Raw genomic sequence first — 14,745 nt, 5'->3', positions numbered from 1 at the left:
CTTTCTGTAAAAAGGAAATAACTTGGCACGTTCATTGAAGGTAACAATATGAATGCTTAAAAAGGAGAATCCCATGCTTTATTATTCGTTGATATTTTTTATCGTTGCCATTATTGCCGGTCTTCTCGGTTTTGGTGGCATTGCCGGTGCGGCATCAGGGATAGCACAAATTTTATTTTTTGTGTTTTTAGTGCTTTTTGTTTTGTCGCTGATTTTTGGTCGTCGCCGTCTTTAAGTGACAATATCACTACGCTGTTATCGCAAGTGTGAGTAACTTACACAGTTCTTAATGTGTTTAATTAAACAAACTGAGAGGTAATAACCATGGCTACTCAAGCTTCAGTAAAAAGTAATGAGAATGGTAAATTGGACGATATTTCTATGTCAGAGGCTATTGCTCAATTTAAAGAAGCAACATCCAGTATTTATGATGCTGTTGGTTCTATTGGCAGTGCGACTGCTGCTAACGCAAAAATTCACCTTCAGGAAGGTAAGGCACGCGCCTTGGAGTTGGAAGAAAAGGCTGAAGAAGTTGTTAGGGCTAAACCCCTGGTGACAGTGGGCGTCGCTTTTGCGGCGGGTTGGTTAGTATCTTATTTATTGCAACGTCGCCACTGAGTTGCCAGTTCATGAATAGTCATGATCATAAAAAAAATTCCCCTGATGTTAAAAATCCTCGGGGGAGTTTTCTAGGTGATAAACTTTTAGGGGAAAGTACGACGGAAAATAATGCGTCGCCACACTCTTCTGCCAGTTGGGCAGCCGATGTAGAGCAAACCTTGCAGCTGGGAGAGCAATTGGTAGGCTTTATCGGGGGTGTCGTGGATTTAGCGAGGATAGAGGCTTTACTTGCTATTCGTACTTTCCCTAAGTTGATCATGTTATGGCTGTTAATGATGCCCGTTATGTTATTAACCTGGTGCGCTTTTTCTGTACTTATGGCGTGGTCGGTATTTGCAGCAAGCGGGCAGGTCGGTTTGGGCATGCTGACGTTTTTTCTGCAGCAGGTATTATTGTTATTAGTCTGTCGTTGGTTGTTTGTAAAATATCGTACACGTATGACCTTGCCCTGTACGCGCCTACAAATTGATAATTTTGTACGGAGTATGCAAGATGGATTTAATAGCAGAGATAAAACGAAAGAATGATCAGTTATTGTTGCAAAATACAGTGCTGAAGCAATGTTGGTGTGCAAGAATTAATACGTCTAAATTCAGTTCATTTTTGATTACGTTTGCAATAGCTCCTTTTATTGCTGGTGCCGTGACCCAGCTCGTATTGGGAACTAAATTCCTCATGTCGCATCAGCTGTACCGTGTTGCTTCGTCTGGTTTGAGATTTTGGTCGCCGCGCTCGATTGGCACAAAAAAGTGAATTGTATCGCTAAGTTCGTTATAGCTGCTGCTTTCTTCTCTCTGACTGGTGCTAGAATACGCCTCGATGCTAGCTAGCTAACATGAGGAGTTTGATTGTGGCTGATGTCTTACTGGTTGACGACGATAAACGTTTTCTGGACGCAACTGTGCAACTGCTGGGGTTATTGGGGCATAGCGTGACTGCTGCAGATTCTGTTGCACAGGCTCGGGAGTTGATCAGCAAAAATGTCTACACCCATATGATTTTGGATTTAATCCTGCCCGATGGCAGCGGCTTGCATTTGCTGGAAGCCTTGCCAACCCCGAATACCACAAAAATTACACTTATTACTGGTCACCCCTCTGTTAAATCGATTGTAAAAAATTTATATGGGTCAAATATAGGCTACCTCATCAAGCCCATAGATTTGCAACAATTGGAATCACTTTTTGAAGAAAAAAAGCTGGCATTTGCCAAATCAGAGTCCTCTATCAAATTACATTTTGGTTATTTGGTTGGTGAATCTGCACCCATGCGCCATCTATATGAAATGATTGAACGAGTGGCGGCAACCAAAGCCAATGTTATGTTGTTGGGTGAGAGCGGTGTAGGAAAGGAAATGGTGGCTGCAGCGATTCATTATGCCAGTCAGGTAGAGGGGGATTATGTTGCGGCCAACTGCGGCGCTTTTTCACGTGAGTTGATCAATAGCGAATTATTTGGTCATGAGAAGGGAGCTTTTACCGGTGCAACCCATCGAAAAATTGGCGTATTTGAACAGGCAAATAAGGGAACTTTATTTCTAGATGAAATTACGGAGATGCCAATTGATCTTCAACCTAATTTATTGCGCGTATTGGAAACCCAGAAAGTGACCCGCTTGGGCGCCACAACGAGTGTTGATATTGAGGGAAGGGTTGTTTCCGCAACTAATCGTACCGAACAAGATATGGCCGTGCAGGGGTGCTTGCGAGAGGATTTATATTTTCGTTTGGCGGTTTTTCCCATTCACATTCCACCGTTGCGTGCACGCAAAGAAGATATCCCATTATTAGTCCAGCATTTTTTGGCTGGATTTAATCAGGAATATAATGGCGCCATAGGTATTAATGACGAATCAATGAAACGATTGATTGATTATGACTGGCCAGGCAATGTACGCGAACTGCGTCATGCTATTCATCGCGCTTACATTATGGCTGATCAACAACAAAAGGTATTGGTGTTGCCTGAAAATCTTACATCACCTTTTTCTAAAGTTGCTCATCAGTCTCAGGCGGGTATTCGTGTTGGGAAAACAGTTGAAGAGGTTGAGCGTGAGCTTATAGAGTCTACTCTGGAGCATTTTGATGGCGATAAAAAGCAGGCTGCCGATATTCTTGGTATCAGTTTAAAGACACTCTATAACCGATTGAACAGTTATGGCAATGTTGAGTTATAGGAGTTGAATATGGACGGCGAAAAAAATCGATTTGTGCATGACTTGCGCAATCCTCTCAATACCATTTCAATTAACGCAGAGCTGGGTAAGTTGACCCTGGAGCGCACAGGGGATATACGTAAAGCAATCAGTATATTTGAGACTATTTTGACGGAGTGCCAGCAGTGTAGCCAGGTGCTCGAAACACTGCACAATACCCGGTTCACTCGTGCGCTCGATAGTAGTAGCGAGGGCGGGGAGACGTGAGTAGCGACTCATTAATCGGTAACAATCCATTCAATAAATATATTATCAATAAGCTGCCTAGCTCTGTGTGGGTGATGGCTCTTTCCGCTGCCATTACTTTTTTTGCTGTTAGTGCTGTACTTGCCTATCGCTCTATTGATGTGATTACTGAAAATAACATCAGTATTAATAATACCTTGCATACAATTAATTTGATTAAAGATCTAAACACGGAACTTGCGGCGGCAGAATCCAGTCAAAGAGGTTACCTGCTAACTGAAGATGCCGATTATCTTCAGCCTTATCACCAAACATTGGTTGTGGTCGATGATTTATTAAATCGGTTGGGCGAATCGACAACACAACTACCGCAACAAAAAAATCGTTTTGAACTTCTTCACAATTATGTGAGAAAAAAAATTGATGAAATGCAACGGATTGTGGCATTGACCAATAGGGATGAAATTCGAGCGGCAATACGTCAGGTTAAAACCGACGAGGGTATTGAATTGATGCGTGCTATTTCACAGCTACTGGGTGAAATGGAAAATGAAGAGTTTACGTTGCTGGAAAAAAACAAAGTGGTCGCAGCAGAGAATAAGCAATTTATTCTCATGGCGTTGTTGCTGGCGAATGGTATTGGTTTGATTCTATCGTTAGGCGTTTTTTATACCTTGTACCGTAATTCCAATAAAGTAGCGGAGTTGAATTCAGCCCTCGCGCTCGCTAATGCCGAATTGGAAGAAAAGGTCGGTGTGCGCACCCAAGCGTTATTGCAATACTCCGAGGAATTGCAGCGCAGTAACCGGGAGTTGGAAGAGTTTGCCTTCGTTGCCTCCCATGACTTACAAGAGCCCTTGCGTAAAATCCGTGCTTTTGGTGATCGATTGCAACAAAAATTTTCTGGTCAGTTAGGTGAAACGGGTTCTAATTATGTTGTGCGCATGCAGGCGGCGTCGGAACGTATGTCAGCGTTAATTGATGATCTATTGAGTTTTTCGCGCGTGACCACAAAACAGCGGCCATTTGTTAGGGTCGATTTAAATGAAATCATGCATAGGGTGATGGATGATCTTGATTATGCGATTGAAGAAACCAATGCCCAATTACATATAGATCCTATGCCAACAATTGATGCCGATGCTTCGCAAATGGCACAAGTATTTATGAATCTGGTCGCCAATAGCTTGAAATTTCATTCGCCTGATGCGCGCCCTATTATTGCCATCACTTGCGAAAGTAACCTCGCATCACCTATAGCGGATGATAAACGTCACTGGTGCTGTTTACGCTTCGCCGATCAAGGTATCGGATTTGAGGCTCAATATGCTGAGCGGGTATTTAGCCTATTCCAGCGTTTACACGGACGCGATGAGTATTCCGGTACTGGTATAGGTTTGGCTTTATGTCGAAAAATTATTGAACGCCACGGCGGTACAATTACAGCGCAGAGTGAACCCGGTGAAGGTGCCATATTTACAATCTTTCTACCTATGACACAAATGGTGATAGAGCCTTTAATCGATTTGCTTGCGGATGCTCCATAGCAGTGAGATGTCGCTATTTTAGCAAACTAAGGATGTACCTATGAATGTTCCCAAAAAAACCTTGATCATTTTAATGGCAGATGATGATGCTGATGATCGTTTGTTAGCACAAGAAGCTATGCATGAAAGCCGTGTTCTCAATGAATTGCATTTTGTTGAGGATGGGGTGCAATTGTTAAGCTATTTGCGTGGTGATAATGATTTTAGTGATCGCGCATTATACCCAATGCCAGGTTTGATCTTATTGGATTTAAATATGCCAAAAATGGATGGCCGTGAAGCGCTGGCAGAAATTAAAGCTGATCCTAGACTGCGTCGTATCCCGGTTGTGATTTTAACAACATCAAAAGCGGAGGAGGATATGGTGAAAGGTTACGATCTTGGTGCTGCATCCTATATCACCAAACCCGTTACATTTGATGCATTGGTTGAATTGATGCGCACTTTGGGAAAATATTGGGTAGAGTTTGTGGAGCTGCCGTAATTATCAAGGAGGCAAAAAGCTAACATGCATCATGTAAAGCTACTAATTATCGATGATGACGAAGACGACTTCATACTCGTTAAGGATTTACTCGAAGATATTAGTCATACCTGCATCCTGGATTGGGCCTCGACCTATGAGGCGGGCCAGCGATTATTAGCAGAAGATAGACACGACCTGTGTTTGATGGATTATAAACTCGGTGCACGTGATGGCATTGAATTGTTAAAGTTTTCCAATGAAGTAGGTTTTTCTGGCCCGGTTATCTTGCTTACGGGCATGCATCAGGTTGAGGTGGATCGTCAGGCGTTACAGGCAGGTGCTGTTGATTATTTAGTAAAATCCAAACTCAGTGCCGAACAACTGGCGCGCGCAATTCGCTATGCATTGGCGCGCCGTGAAGTTGAGCGCGAGCGAGTAGAGCGGTTAAAGGCAGAAGCTGAGAATCGTTCAAAAAGTGAATTCCTTGCCCATCTCAGCCATGAATTGCGCACACCACTCTCTGCCATTTTAGGATTTACCGAATTATTACTGAATAAAAGCAATGATTCAGAAAGCTCTGCGCATTTGCGTATCGTGCATCGCAATGGCAAACACTTACTTGGATTGCTCAATGATATTTTGGATTTGTCCAAAATTGAGGCGGGTAAATTGGAGTTGGAGAAGCAACCGATTTCGCTTTCAGCTTTTCTCACTGATATCTATTTTTTAATGCAAGGTGCTGCAGCTGACAAAAATTTGCAGTTGCGCATTGAAGCGCCGCACCCATTACCCATTGTTATCTACAGCGATCAAATGCGTTTGCGACAAATTTTGTTAAATTTGATGGGCAATGCGATTAAATTCACCCGTGAAGGGGAAGTCCTATTAAAGATTGATTGGCTTGAGGAGAATGGAAATAATAAAATCTGTTTTTGTGTCAAAGATTCCGGAATCGGTATTTGTGCAGAGACTCTTAAAGTTATTTTTGAACCTTTCGTGCAATCAAAAAATGCACAAGTTCATCCTCGTGCGGGCACCGGGCTAGGGTTGACGATTAGTAAACAGTTAGTGGAACGCTTGGGGGGGAATATAGAGGTCCGCAGTGAAGTTGGTGTAGGGAGCGAGTTCAGTTTTACCTTGGAGCTGGATCATCTTGAATGTGTAGAAACCGAAATTCTTGCATTAAATTTTGATAAGCCGGAAGAGCTTCATGTACAGATACCACATTTTACTGGCCGCGTATTAGTAGCGGATGATTTGCGCGATATTCGTACTCTGGTGGGGCAATTTGTTCAACTTACCGGCGCGGAAGTGGTTTACGCCACCGATGGCGCGGATGTTATCCGCATCGTTAATTCCGATCACCTTGCCGATAAAACGTTTGATTTGATATTGATGGATATCCATATGCCGGTGATGGATGGGCATCAGGCTGCGCAGCAGTTGCGCTATCAGGGTTTTACGCGGCCGCTGGTGGCACTAACCGCAGCACATATGAAAGGTGATATGGATCGATGTTTTGAATCGGGGTTTACAGCGTATTTAAGTAAACCACTTGATCAAACCCGGCTTTATAATTGTTTATCGCGATTTCTGTCTCCTGCGAAGAGTGGGCCCTCCAAGAACGAACCGGTAATACCACCACAGCAAAAATCCATTTTAGTCGTGGAAGATGATGCAGATGCTTTGGCAGCAATGGAGGGGTTATTAACCCTTATAGGCTGGCAAGTATTTAGTACCCAGTATGCCACTGCCGCCTTGGCAGCAATTGAGCAACACAAACCGGATACAGTGCTGATCGATTTGAATTTGCCTGATATGAATGGTTATGACTGTGCTGCACAAATTCATAAGTTAAACCCTCAACTGCGTATTATTATTGCTAGCGGAGAAGCTGTTAATCCTCAACGGGCTGCAGATGTCGGTGTTACGGCCAGCTTATTAAAGCCAGTGTCGCTCGCCCAGCTTGAGGCTATATTGGCCTAAGTACTTTGAGTGGATTGTTGTTTTGGTGGATTGTTAAATAATTGTGCTAGTTCTATTCAAATTTTGTAAAACATACAAAATTCAGACGCCATCCTGATTTTATTTATACCTCCTGTGCCGGTAAAGCGCCCGCCAATTCTGTGTTTTGCAGGATTGGCACGCAATACGCTACATATTCTGTGTCGATACAACCACTGCATAAGGAGTTTTTATGAATTTATTACAACGTGTATTTATCATCGCTTTGTTAGCTGTGCCCTTAGCTGCATGTGACTCCAACGATGGATCAGCTGAAAAGCTGGGCGAGAATGTTGATAAAGCGCTTGATGAAACCCGCGATAAATTGGATGACACCGCGGATGAAATCAAGGATGGTGTTGAGGATGCTTGCGAAGAGGCATCCGACAAGAACTGCTAGTGTTTAACTATTGATAGTTTTACCTACAGTCTTGGCAAAAAAATCCCCGTGTTGGTATTGCCAGCACGGGGATTTTCTTATTGCGCTTTTCAATTCCTATTTTTGGGGAATAATTATTTTATCCAGTCTGCATCCAGTTCCGAGCTGACCAATGTGCCGCGCAATGAATTGGTCAGCGCTTCTTCGATAAGAATATCGGCAAATTTACCAATTAGATCGGCATTGTCGCTGCGGAAATTCACTACGCGATTATTCTCGGTGCGGCCGCAGAGTTGACCGGGATCTTTTTTGGAATAACCGGTCACCAGAATGCGCTCGGTATTGCCCACCATGCGGCGACTAATTGCCAGCGCTTGTTGGATCAAACGATCCTGCAAAATAGCAAGGCGATGTTTCTTCACTTCTTCCGGTGTGTCATCGGGGAAGTCAGCCGCTGGAGTGCCGGGGCGTGCGCTGTAAATAAAACTGTATGACGTATCAAAATCCATATCCTGGATCAGCTTCATAGTTGCTTCAAAATCGGCATCCGTTTCACCGGGGAAGCCGATAATAAAATCCGAAGAGAAACTGATATTAGGGCGATTCTTTTTGATGCGGCGCAATTTGGATTTGTATTCCAGCGCGGTGTGGCCGCGCTTCATTGCCATCAATATACGGTCAGAGCCGCTCTGCACCGGCAAGTGAAGGTGGCTTACCAATTCGGGAACCTGGTTGTAAACCTCAATCAGCGCATCGCTGAATTCCACCGGGTGCGATGTCGTGAAACGGATGCGATCGATACCATCGATGGCAGCAACGTAGGTAATCAATTCCGCCAAATCAATCTGGGTTCCGTCTGCTGTATCGCCGCGATAGGCATTCACGTTTTGGCCGAGCAAGTTGACTTCGCGCACGCCTTGTTTGGCCAGGTGCAGGATTTCCGCCATCACATCGGCCACCGGGCGGCTGACTTCTTCACCGCGGGTGTAGGGTACTACGCAGAAGGTGCAGTATTTGGAGCAGCCTTCCATGATCGATACAAAGGCGCTGACGCCATCGGCATCGGGTTGTGGCAAACGGTCAAACTTTTCAATTTCAGGAAAGCTGACATCCACCACGACTACGCCGTTGCTTCTCTTGGTTTCCATCATTTCCGGCAGACGATGCAGGGTTTGTGGGCCGAAAATTAAATCCACGTAGGGCGCGCGCTTGGCGATAGCAGCACCTTCCTGGCTGGCAACACAACCACCGACACCAATCACCAGGTCCGGGTTCTTTTTCTTGAGTTTTTTCCAGCGACCTAGTTCATGGAACAGGCGTTCCTGTGCTTTTTCGCGGATGGAGCAGGTGTTGATAAGAATGACATCAGCATCCTCCGGGTCTTCGGTGGGCACCATGTTGTGCGATTCACCCAACAAATCCTTCATGCGCGATGAATCGTACTCATTCATCTGGCAGCCGTGGGTTTTGATATAGAGCTTTTTACTGGGCACTTCAGTGGTGGACATCGAACGACTACCTGCTTGGAATTACGCTGACTGGTTCGCGTGTCGATTAACGGTTTGATTAAGCCGTTGATCGAAAAACGCGCAGAAAAAGAAGGCGCGCATTATAGCTATCTTATGGGGTAAAGCCTATAGAAAAGGCCTTGGCATTCGACGATCGATGAATTAGCCTGCGGCGGTTTTTATCCTCTATGAGCCAATAATCCATGAATGCCATACTCGACCAAATCGCCGATGCCTATGTACCTCTGCTATTAGCCATTGCATTGGGTGTCGCAACCGTTAAATGGATGAGTGGCCAGCGCTGGTTTTGGCTGCTTTTGCTGGCGTCAGCACTGCTGGTGTACGGGTTGATGTTGGCCGATAACCGTTGGCATTGGTGGTCTACCTTGGGGCTGGATTATTCCACCCACACTGCGGCGGCTCTGGCTTTGGCGATCTTTATCGGTGTCGGATTGCGTACTCGCTTGGTGTGGATTCTGTTGGGCACGAGCCTGTTGGCCTACGGTGAGCTGATGTTTTATCTTGGCTACCACACTTGGCGTGATATGGGCGCAACTGCCGCTGTGATTGGTGCAGGGCTCTGGTTGATTTATCGCGCGCCGCTTGGACGGTTTGGCCATCGCCGATAGAGCCAGCGCAGGTGAGGGCGCCCGTGTTACTATGCGCGCCCGCGATCCAGCCTGGTTATGGCTGTTCCCGATTCAAATTCTTATAGGTAAACCATGAAAAAGACGTTCAAACTCCATGTCGAAGGCAAAAATAGTGACCGCGTATTGGAGGCCATCAAGCACGAAGTGCGCAAATACGTAAAACGCGAACGCCGCAAAACCCTGCCAAAAGGTGTCGATTACTGGGCATTCGATTGCAAATTTGGCGTGACGGCGGATGTCGCAGAAGTGGTGCGTTTGGGCGAACTCACCAAAAAGATGGATGAAGTTGCGGTTGCTGGTGGCGATAGTTTTTACGTTGAGATTTTAGCTGCGCACGGCATCCGCAAACCGCGCGAAGCTGGTGATGACAGTATTGATGATGACGAAGATCTGAATGATTAATCGCTCAGGTCAGATGTAAAAAAGCCGCCTCAGGAACCCCAGAGGCGGCTTTTTTATTGCCATCAATTCTGTTGGCTTATTTCTTTTTCGGGCGTGTTGATCTACCCAGTGTGCTGGCCGGGCGCGCATCTTTTGAGCCGGCGCGTTTGGGTTTGCTGGCAGGTTTACTGCTGGTTTTGGTTGTAGCAGTGCCTCTTCCTGATTTGGGGGCGGCCGATTTAGATGTACCCGCTTTGGCAAAGCCTGATTTTTTAGGGTCGCCTGCTTTGGATCTGCCCGAAGGTTTACTTGCCAATTTCAGCAAGCCACTTTTGGGTTTGCTTGCGACTTTGACGACTTGTTCGGTCACTTCAAAATCTTTGATTTTTTCGCGTTTGATTTTGGTGCCGATCACTTCTTCGATCAGCGATATTTTGTGTTCTTCAGCGGGTGTCACCAATGAAATTGCGACACCTTTTTTACCGGCGCGACCCGTGCGGCCGACGCGGTGTACATAGTCTTCAGTAAAGAAGGGTAGATCGAGGTTGACGACATAATCCAGCCCCTGGATATCCAAGCCGCGCGCGGCGACTTCGGTCGCCACCAACACTTGCAGTTTGCCTTCTTTAAATTCCTGCAGCGCACGTTTGCGCGAACCCTGGGTTTTTTCGCTGTGGATTACCGCCGCGTCAACCTTATCGAGTTTCAATGCCTTGTGCAGATTCTCCGCTTCTTCGCGGGTACTGCTGAACACCATCACTTGATACCAATTCTGTTCGCGCAATAAATGGATGAACAGTTCATATTTGCGGTCGCTGTCTACCGGGTAGAGCACGTGGTCCACAGTTTCTGCGACCGAATTGCGCTTGGAGATGGATATCAGGGTGGGGCGGTTCATTGCCTGCTTGGCGAGATTGGTAACCAGCGGTGAGCTGGTGGCCGAGAAAAACATCGTTTGGTGTTTGCGCACGATGCTGGTGAGGATCGCGTGCATATCGGTCACAAAACCCATATCCATCATGCGGTCGGCTTCATCGAGTACCGCGAATTCCACTTTGGCCAAATTGATATTGCCCAGCTCGACATGCTCCATCAGCCGCCCCGGTGTTGCTACCAGAATATCGACACCCGCGCGCAGCTTATTGGCCTGGCCGGTGAGTTTTACTCCGCCATAAACGGTAGTGATTTTAAACGGAGTGAACTGTGCAAATTGTTGCATCGCCTCGGCGATTTGCTGCACCAGTTCGCGCGTAGGCGCGAGGATCAGGGTGCGTACAAAACCGGCCTCGGTGTGTTTGGTTTTTTCCAGCATTTGCTGCAATACCGGCAGGCTATAGGCGGCGGTTTTACCCGTGCCAGTCTGGGCGGTAGCGAGCAGGTCGATGCCGCGGCGTGCAGCGGGAATCGCCTCCTGCTGGATGGGCGTCAGGGTTTTAAAGCCAATGACTTTAATGGCATGGAGTAATTCGGGTGCGAGGCCGAGGGAGGCAAAGTTCATAAACAAATCGACTGGTTAGTATTCAAGGCCGCGCAGTATACCGGTTAACGCCCTGTATTAGGTGGTTCTAGCTTACCTAAACCACGGGTTTCTGCCCCTGCGGTGAGAAAATTTAAGGTTAGGCTTTAGGGTGGTTAATAACCCAATCGACTAATAGCTCTGTATGAAAATCAGTCAAATGGGGCGAGAATAGAGGAAACATGTGGTATCCTGCGCGCCCTTTGCAAGGTCTGATCAGGTACCTTGCCCGAGCTGTTTATTAAATGATTTCCCAAGAGAGTGTTATGGCTGTTAAACCCGTATACAAAGTGATATTCCTCAACCAAGGTCAGGTTTATGAAGTATTTTGCTCTGCGATTTACCAAAGCGAAATGTATGGCTTTATCGAAATTGAAGAGTTTGTATTTGGTGAGCGCAGTGGTTTATTAATAGATCCCGCCGAAGAAAAACTCAAAACCGAGTTTGCCGGTGTAAAACGCTCCTACATTCCGATGCATTCCATCGTGCGCATCGATGAAGTAGAAAAAGAAGGCCCCGCTAAAATCAGCGAGATCAAAGGCGGCGGCAGCGACAAAATCGCCCAATTCCCCTACAGCGGATTTATGCCAAATCCCAACCTTGGCGAATAACTTCTCATTTTCTCGCTACACTTGCTCAATAACCTTATTGAGCAAGTGCCATGTCCCAAACCCATCCCGCTATTGAATCCGCCTCCGTTACCGATCTCTTTTTAGCAATTGACCAGGGCGGCCAAAGCACCCGCGTTGCAATCTATTCACATACTGGCGAACAAATCTGTTGTTATTCCGCCGCTTGTGCAACAACACATCACCAATCAGAATCCTCTGCCTACGAGTACATCGAACAAAACGGCGAAGAAATTCTCGCCGGTATTCGCGATTGCCTGCAAAAAATTCAACGGCATCTTGGTGATGATGTAAACAATATTAAAGCTGCAAGTTTTGCAGGGCAGGGGTCATCACTTTTATGTTGGAATAATCAAACCGGTGCAACACTGACGCCAGTGTTAAGTTGGCAAGATATTCGCGGCGAACCTTATTTACAGAATATTCCGCTCACTCATCAACAAACCCAACAAATCACAGGCTTGCGTTTATCGCCGCATTACGGCGCAACAAAAATGCGTTGGTGCCTTGAGCACGATAAAAACGTCGTACAAGCGCAACAAGACAATTGCCTCAGTATCGGCCCCATCGTCAGTTATATTTTTTGGCATTTGCTTGGCAAACAATCCCTTGTCGATCCCGGCCACGCCCAGCGCACCTTATTGTGGAATTTGCAGTGTAACGAGTGGGACCAATCGCTACTGGATATTTTTAAAATCCCGCGCGTTGTTTTGCCGCATTGCCAATATCACGATAGCCACTTTGGCGATTTGCAGTTGGGCAATCACACAATCCCTTTCACCGCGAGCGCACGCGATCAAGGTGCATCACTTTTTGCGCGCGGTTTACCGGAGCCGGATAGTTGTTACATCAATATCGGCACGGGCGCATTTATCCAGCGCCTGAGTGAAAAGTTACATGCGCCTGAAGGGTTATTGGTGAGTCCCCTCTGGTTGCCGGAAAATCCTGTAGATAAAAAATATTACGCATGGGAGGCAACCGTAAACGGCGCAGCAGCTGCGATCAGTTTTATCCAACAACAAACCGGCTTGGCAATTACCCCGCAAGAGATTGACAACGCACTTGCACTGCATCCAGAAGCTGATTGCTATTTCCTGAATGCCGTCGGCGGCCTAAGTGCACCTTATTGGCGAACCGATTTGCAATCGCGTTTTAGTGAAAACTTATCGGCAGAAGAAAAAGTTCTCGCGTGGATTGAATCTGTTATTTTCCAGATTGTTATCAACGTGCAATTAATGAATCAACTTGGAAGCACAAAAAAAATAATTATCAGCGGCGGCTTCAGCAAAGCCGATGCAGTCTGCCAAAAAATTGCAGACCTCGCCAACGCCAATATCCACCGCAGCGATAACGCTGATGCAACAGTACAAGGCGCCGCCTGCATGGCTGCCAGGTTACCGCAAAGTTGGAAGCCGGTTTTGCAAGAGGATGTATTTACCCCGCAACAAAACCCGGAATTACTGCAGCGCTTCACCAAATGGCAATCCGCAATGCAACAGTGGGTTGCCCCCTAGGGGCGCCGCTTGCTACGCCCTACATTATCCGCGTGCGGCCACCATCGGTGTTACCAATCCGCCCATTAGGCTCGGTGTAATGTGGCGTAATATTTTTGGCACTATAAGTCACATAATCTTTGTGGCTTCAGTCACAGGAGTGACCGCAGCAGTTTTGGCAGGGCAGGGATTGCAGTATGGAAATCTGGATAAGCCCTGACTTGGTTGCTATGGAATTATGGATATTAATAAAGCACTACTGCTTTGCCTGCTATTAATCCCCTCGCTCGTTTCTGCCCACGGTGGCAGAACAGATAAATACGGCTGCCATAACGATAGAAAAAACGGCGGTTATCACTGTCACAACGGCGGCTCAGCTCCAAAACCCCAAAGTATCCGCACGTCCGATAACGCAACGCGTACAACTTCAGCAAAATCTCAATCATTTTCAGGTTGATAATGAAATGGTTGTGGATGGTAAGGCTAGTTGTTTGTTGTTGGAGGTTTTGTTGGGGAAGGTGGGGTGAGGGCAGCTTTGCGCTCTTTTTTGATCAATGGCACAATCAAGGTGAGTTGCTGCGAGCCGCGCAGGCTGAGTTTACAAATCACAACGGATTGAAGGTCAGCAATGTGCCCAAAGCGGAAGTTGGAAGGTCAGCGCGGATGAATATATTTGCTTCAAAAGCGGTCCTTCGCGAAATACAAAAGACCGCAAAAATTTTTCAAAATATTCACCTCAAATTTCCGTCTTCTCGGAAATTTCCAATGCATCTTCCAGATCGATACCCAAATAGCGCACAGTGCTCTCTAGCTTGGTGGGTCCCAATAAAATTTGCATGGCTCGTAAACTTTTGGTGCGCGTGTAAATCAATGAAGCGTTGGTGCGACGCAGCGAATGCGTACCATACGCAGATGTATCCAAGCCGATATCGCTAATCCACCGGCAATCGATTCGTGCGTATGGTTGCGTCGTAATACTTGAGGAATCGTGCATGCATTCTGTATGGCAACACGGGTTTTGTATACCTTTAAGCGACAGATGTTGTTAAAAAGTTGAAATTATAACTTTTGGAAATTAAGATTGGCGCCATTTTTAACATTGTTTGAAATGGACTACGCCATGGATACAGGTTTACAGTGCTTGGTAGCA

The 14,745-nt window shown here is 46.3% G+C and carries 16 protein-coding genes and 1 pseudogene; 14 read left to right on the top strand and 3 right to left on the bottom strand.

Annotated features, from left to right (window positions below):
* Window positions 1-73: 73 nt before the first annotated feature.
* The 9 genes from B4E62_RS18500 to B4E62_RS18460 all read left to right on the top strand — a co-directional run bounded on the left by B4E62_RS18500 (window position 74) and on the right by B4E62_RS18460 (window position 7,439).
* Window positions 74-235, top strand: a complete 162-nt coding sequence (locus tag B4E62_RS18500) for a DUF1328 domain-containing protein (protein WP_310072540.1) — start codon at window positions 74-76, stop codon at window positions 233-235.
* 89 nt (window positions 236-324) lie between these two features.
* Window positions 325-618 (top strand): hypothetical protein, encoded by a 294-nt coding sequence (locus tag B4E62_RS18495; RefSeq protein WP_331353103.1) that lies wholly within the window; start codon window positions 325-327, stop codon window positions 616-618.
* An 11-nt stretch (window positions 619-629) separates the two neighbouring features.
* Window positions 630-1,148, top strand: a complete 519-nt coding sequence (locus tag B4E62_RS18490) for a hypothetical protein (protein WP_331353102.1) — start codon at window positions 630-632, stop codon at window positions 1,146-1,148.
* Between the two features lie 323 nt (window positions 1,149-1,471).
* Entirely contained in the window at window positions 1,472-2,797 is a 1,326-nt protein-coding gene (locus B4E62_RS18485) for a sigma-54 dependent transcriptional regulator (RefSeq protein ID WP_331353101.1), read from the top strand.
* A gap of 9 nt (window positions 2,798-2,806) precedes the next feature.
* Window positions 2,807-3,043 carry a histidine kinase dimerization/phospho-acceptor domain-containing protein gene (locus B4E62_RS18480; RefSeq protein ID WP_310072468.1) on the top strand — a complete coding sequence of 79 codons (237 nt, stop codon included), beginning with the start codon at window positions 2,807-2,809 and terminating at the stop codon, window positions 3,041-3,043.
* A complete protein-coding gene (locus B4E62_RS18475) occupies window positions 3,040-4,569 on the top strand; it encodes a sensor histidine kinase (RefSeq protein WP_331353100.1) in 1,530 nt (509 codons plus the stop codon). Before B4E62_RS18480 ends, B4E62_RS18475 begins: the two co-directional genes overlap by 4 nt.
* Window positions 4,570-4,609: 40 nt before the next feature.
* Window positions 4,610-5,053 (top strand): response regulator, encoded by a 444-nt coding sequence (locus B4E62_RS18470; protein WP_310072471.1) that lies wholly within the window; start codon window positions 4,610-4,612, stop codon window positions 5,051-5,053.
* A gap of 24 nt (window positions 5,054-5,077) precedes the next feature.
* On the top strand, window positions 5,078-7,021 hold the full coding sequence (locus B4E62_RS18465) for a response regulator (RefSeq protein WP_331353099.1): 1,944 nt from the start codon (window positions 5,078-5,080) through the stop codon (window positions 7,019-7,021).
* A 211-nt stretch (window positions 7,022-7,232) separates the two neighbouring features.
* Window positions 7,233-7,439 (top strand): hypothetical protein, encoded by a 207-nt coding sequence (locus B4E62_RS18460; RefSeq protein WP_310072475.1) that lies wholly within the window; start codon window positions 7,233-7,235, stop codon window positions 7,437-7,439.
* A 113-nt stretch (window positions 7,440-7,552) separates the two neighbouring features.
* Here the strand turns inward: B4E62_RS18460 and miaB are convergent, their stop codons facing one another.
* Window positions 7,553-8,926, bottom strand: coding sequence for a tRNA (N6-isopentenyl adenosine(37)-C2)-methylthiotransferase MiaB (miaB, locus tag B4E62_RS18455; RefSeq protein WP_331353098.1), 1,374 nt, complete (start codon window positions 8,924-8,926; stop codon window positions 7,553-7,555).
* Window positions 8,927-9,129: 203 nt separating this feature from the next.
* Between miaB and B4E62_RS18450 the strand changes: the two genes are divergently transcribed.
* Both B4E62_RS18450 and B4E62_RS18445 read left to right on the top strand, forming a co-directional pair.
* Window positions 9,130-9,555: a hypothetical protein gene (locus B4E62_RS18450; RefSeq protein WP_331353097.1), complete on the top strand. Its 426-nt coding sequence runs from the start codon at window positions 9,130-9,132 to the stop codon at window positions 9,553-9,555.
* Between the two features lie 93 nt (window positions 9,556-9,648).
* Window positions 9,649-9,978 carry a DUF6172 family protein gene (locus B4E62_RS18445; RefSeq protein ID WP_310072479.1) on the top strand — a complete coding sequence of 110 codons (330 nt, stop codon included), beginning with the start codon at window positions 9,649-9,651 and terminating at the stop codon, window positions 9,976-9,978.
* Window positions 9,979-10,054: 76 nt separating this feature from the next.
* On the opposite strand, the gene B4E62_RS18440 is transcribed toward B4E62_RS18445, so the two are convergent.
* Window positions 10,055-11,455: a DEAD/DEAH box helicase gene (locus B4E62_RS18440; RefSeq protein ID WP_331353096.1), complete on the bottom strand. Its 1,401-nt coding sequence runs from the start codon at window positions 11,453-11,455 to the stop codon at window positions 10,055-10,057.
* A 284-nt stretch (window positions 11,456-11,739) separates the two neighbouring features.
* On the opposite strand from B4E62_RS18440, the gene B4E62_RS18435 reads away from it, so the two are divergent.
* From B4E62_RS18435 to B4E62_RS21425, 3 genes are all read left to right on the top strand, one after another.
* Entirely contained in the window at window positions 11,740-12,084 is a 345-nt protein-coding gene (locus tag B4E62_RS18435; RefSeq protein ID WP_331353095.1) for a DUF1820 family protein, read from the top strand.
* Window positions 12,085-12,134: 50 nt separating this feature from the next.
* Window positions 12,135-13,616 carry an FGGY family carbohydrate kinase gene (locus B4E62_RS18430; RefSeq protein ID WP_331353094.1) on the top strand — a complete coding sequence of 494 codons (1,482 nt, stop codon included), beginning with the start codon at window positions 12,135-12,137 and terminating at the stop codon, window positions 13,614-13,616.
* A 217-nt stretch (window positions 13,617-13,833) separates the two neighbouring features.
* Window positions 13,834-14,052 carry a YHYH domain-containing protein gene (locus B4E62_RS21425; protein WP_414633273.1) on the top strand — a complete coding sequence of 73 codons (219 nt, stop codon included), beginning with the start codon at window positions 13,834-13,836 and terminating at the stop codon, window positions 14,050-14,052.
* A 279-nt stretch (window positions 14,053-14,331) separates the two neighbouring features.
* On the opposite strand, the pseudogene B4E62_RS18425 reads toward B4E62_RS21425, so the two are convergent.
* Window positions 14,332-14,511: pseudogene (locus B4E62_RS18425) on the bottom strand (integrase); the annotation flags it as partial.
* Window positions 14,512-14,745: the final 234 nt, after the last annotated feature.

Source organism: Cellvibrio sp. UBA7671, from assembly GCA_002483145.1.
GTDB lineage: Bacteria > Pseudomonadota > Gammaproteobacteria > Pseudomonadales > Cellvibrionaceae > Cellvibrio > Cellvibrio fibrivorans.
The sequence above is the reverse complement of the archived record's forward strand: the minus strand, read 5'-3'. Positions and strand labels throughout refer to the sequence as shown.

Excerpts from the sequence above, each read along its gene's own strand:
- B4E62_RS18500 (WP_310072540.1), top strand. The coding sequence starts at position 74 with ATGCTTTATTATTCGTTGATATTTTTTATCGTTGCCATTATTGCCGGT.
- B4E62_RS21425 (WP_414633273.1), top strand. The coding sequence starts at position 13,834 with ATGGATATTAATAAAGCACTACTGCTTTGCCTGCTATTAATCCCCTCG.
- B4E62_RS18470 (WP_310072471.1), top strand. The coding sequence starts at position 4,610 with ATGAATGTTCCCAAAAAAACCTTGATCATTTTAATGGCAGATGATGAT.
- B4E62_RS18440 (WP_331353096.1), bottom strand. The coding sequence starts at position 11,455 with ATGAACTTTGCCTCCCTCGGCCTCGCACCCGAATTACTCCATGCCATT.
- B4E62_RS18465 (WP_331353099.1), top strand. The coding sequence starts at position 5,078 with ATGCATCATGTAAAGCTACTAATTATCGATGATGACGAAGACGACTTC.
- B4E62_RS18495 (WP_331353103.1), top strand. The coding sequence starts at position 325 with ATGGCTACTCAAGCTTCAGTAAAAAGTAATGAGAATGGTAAATTGGAC.
- miaB (WP_331353098.1), bottom strand. The coding sequence starts at position 8,926 with ATGTCCACCACTGAAGTGCCCAGTAAAAAGCTCTATATCAAAACCCAC.
- B4E62_RS18490 (WP_331353102.1), top strand. The coding sequence starts at position 630 with ATGAATAGTCATGATCATAAAAAAAATTCCCCTGATGTTAAAAATCCT.
- B4E62_RS18480 (WP_310072468.1), top strand. The coding sequence starts at position 2,807 with ATGGACGGCGAAAAAAATCGATTTGTGCATGACTTGCGCAATCCTCTC.
- B4E62_RS18450 (WP_331353097.1), top strand. The coding sequence starts at position 9,130 with ATGAATGCCATACTCGACCAAATCGCCGATGCCTATGTACCTCTGCTA.
- B4E62_RS18435 (WP_331353095.1), top strand. The coding sequence starts at position 11,740 with ATGGCTGTTAAACCCGTATACAAAGTGATATTCCTCAACCAAGGTCAG.
- B4E62_RS18430 (WP_331353094.1), top strand. The coding sequence starts at position 12,135 with ATGTCCCAAACCCATCCCGCTATTGAATCCGCCTCCGTTACCGATCTC.
- B4E62_RS18445 (WP_310072479.1), top strand. The coding sequence starts at position 9,649 with ATGAAAAAGACGTTCAAACTCCATGTCGAAGGCAAAAATAGTGACCGC.
- B4E62_RS18460 (WP_310072475.1), top strand. The coding sequence starts at position 7,233 with ATGAATTTATTACAACGTGTATTTATCATCGCTTTGTTAGCTGTGCCC.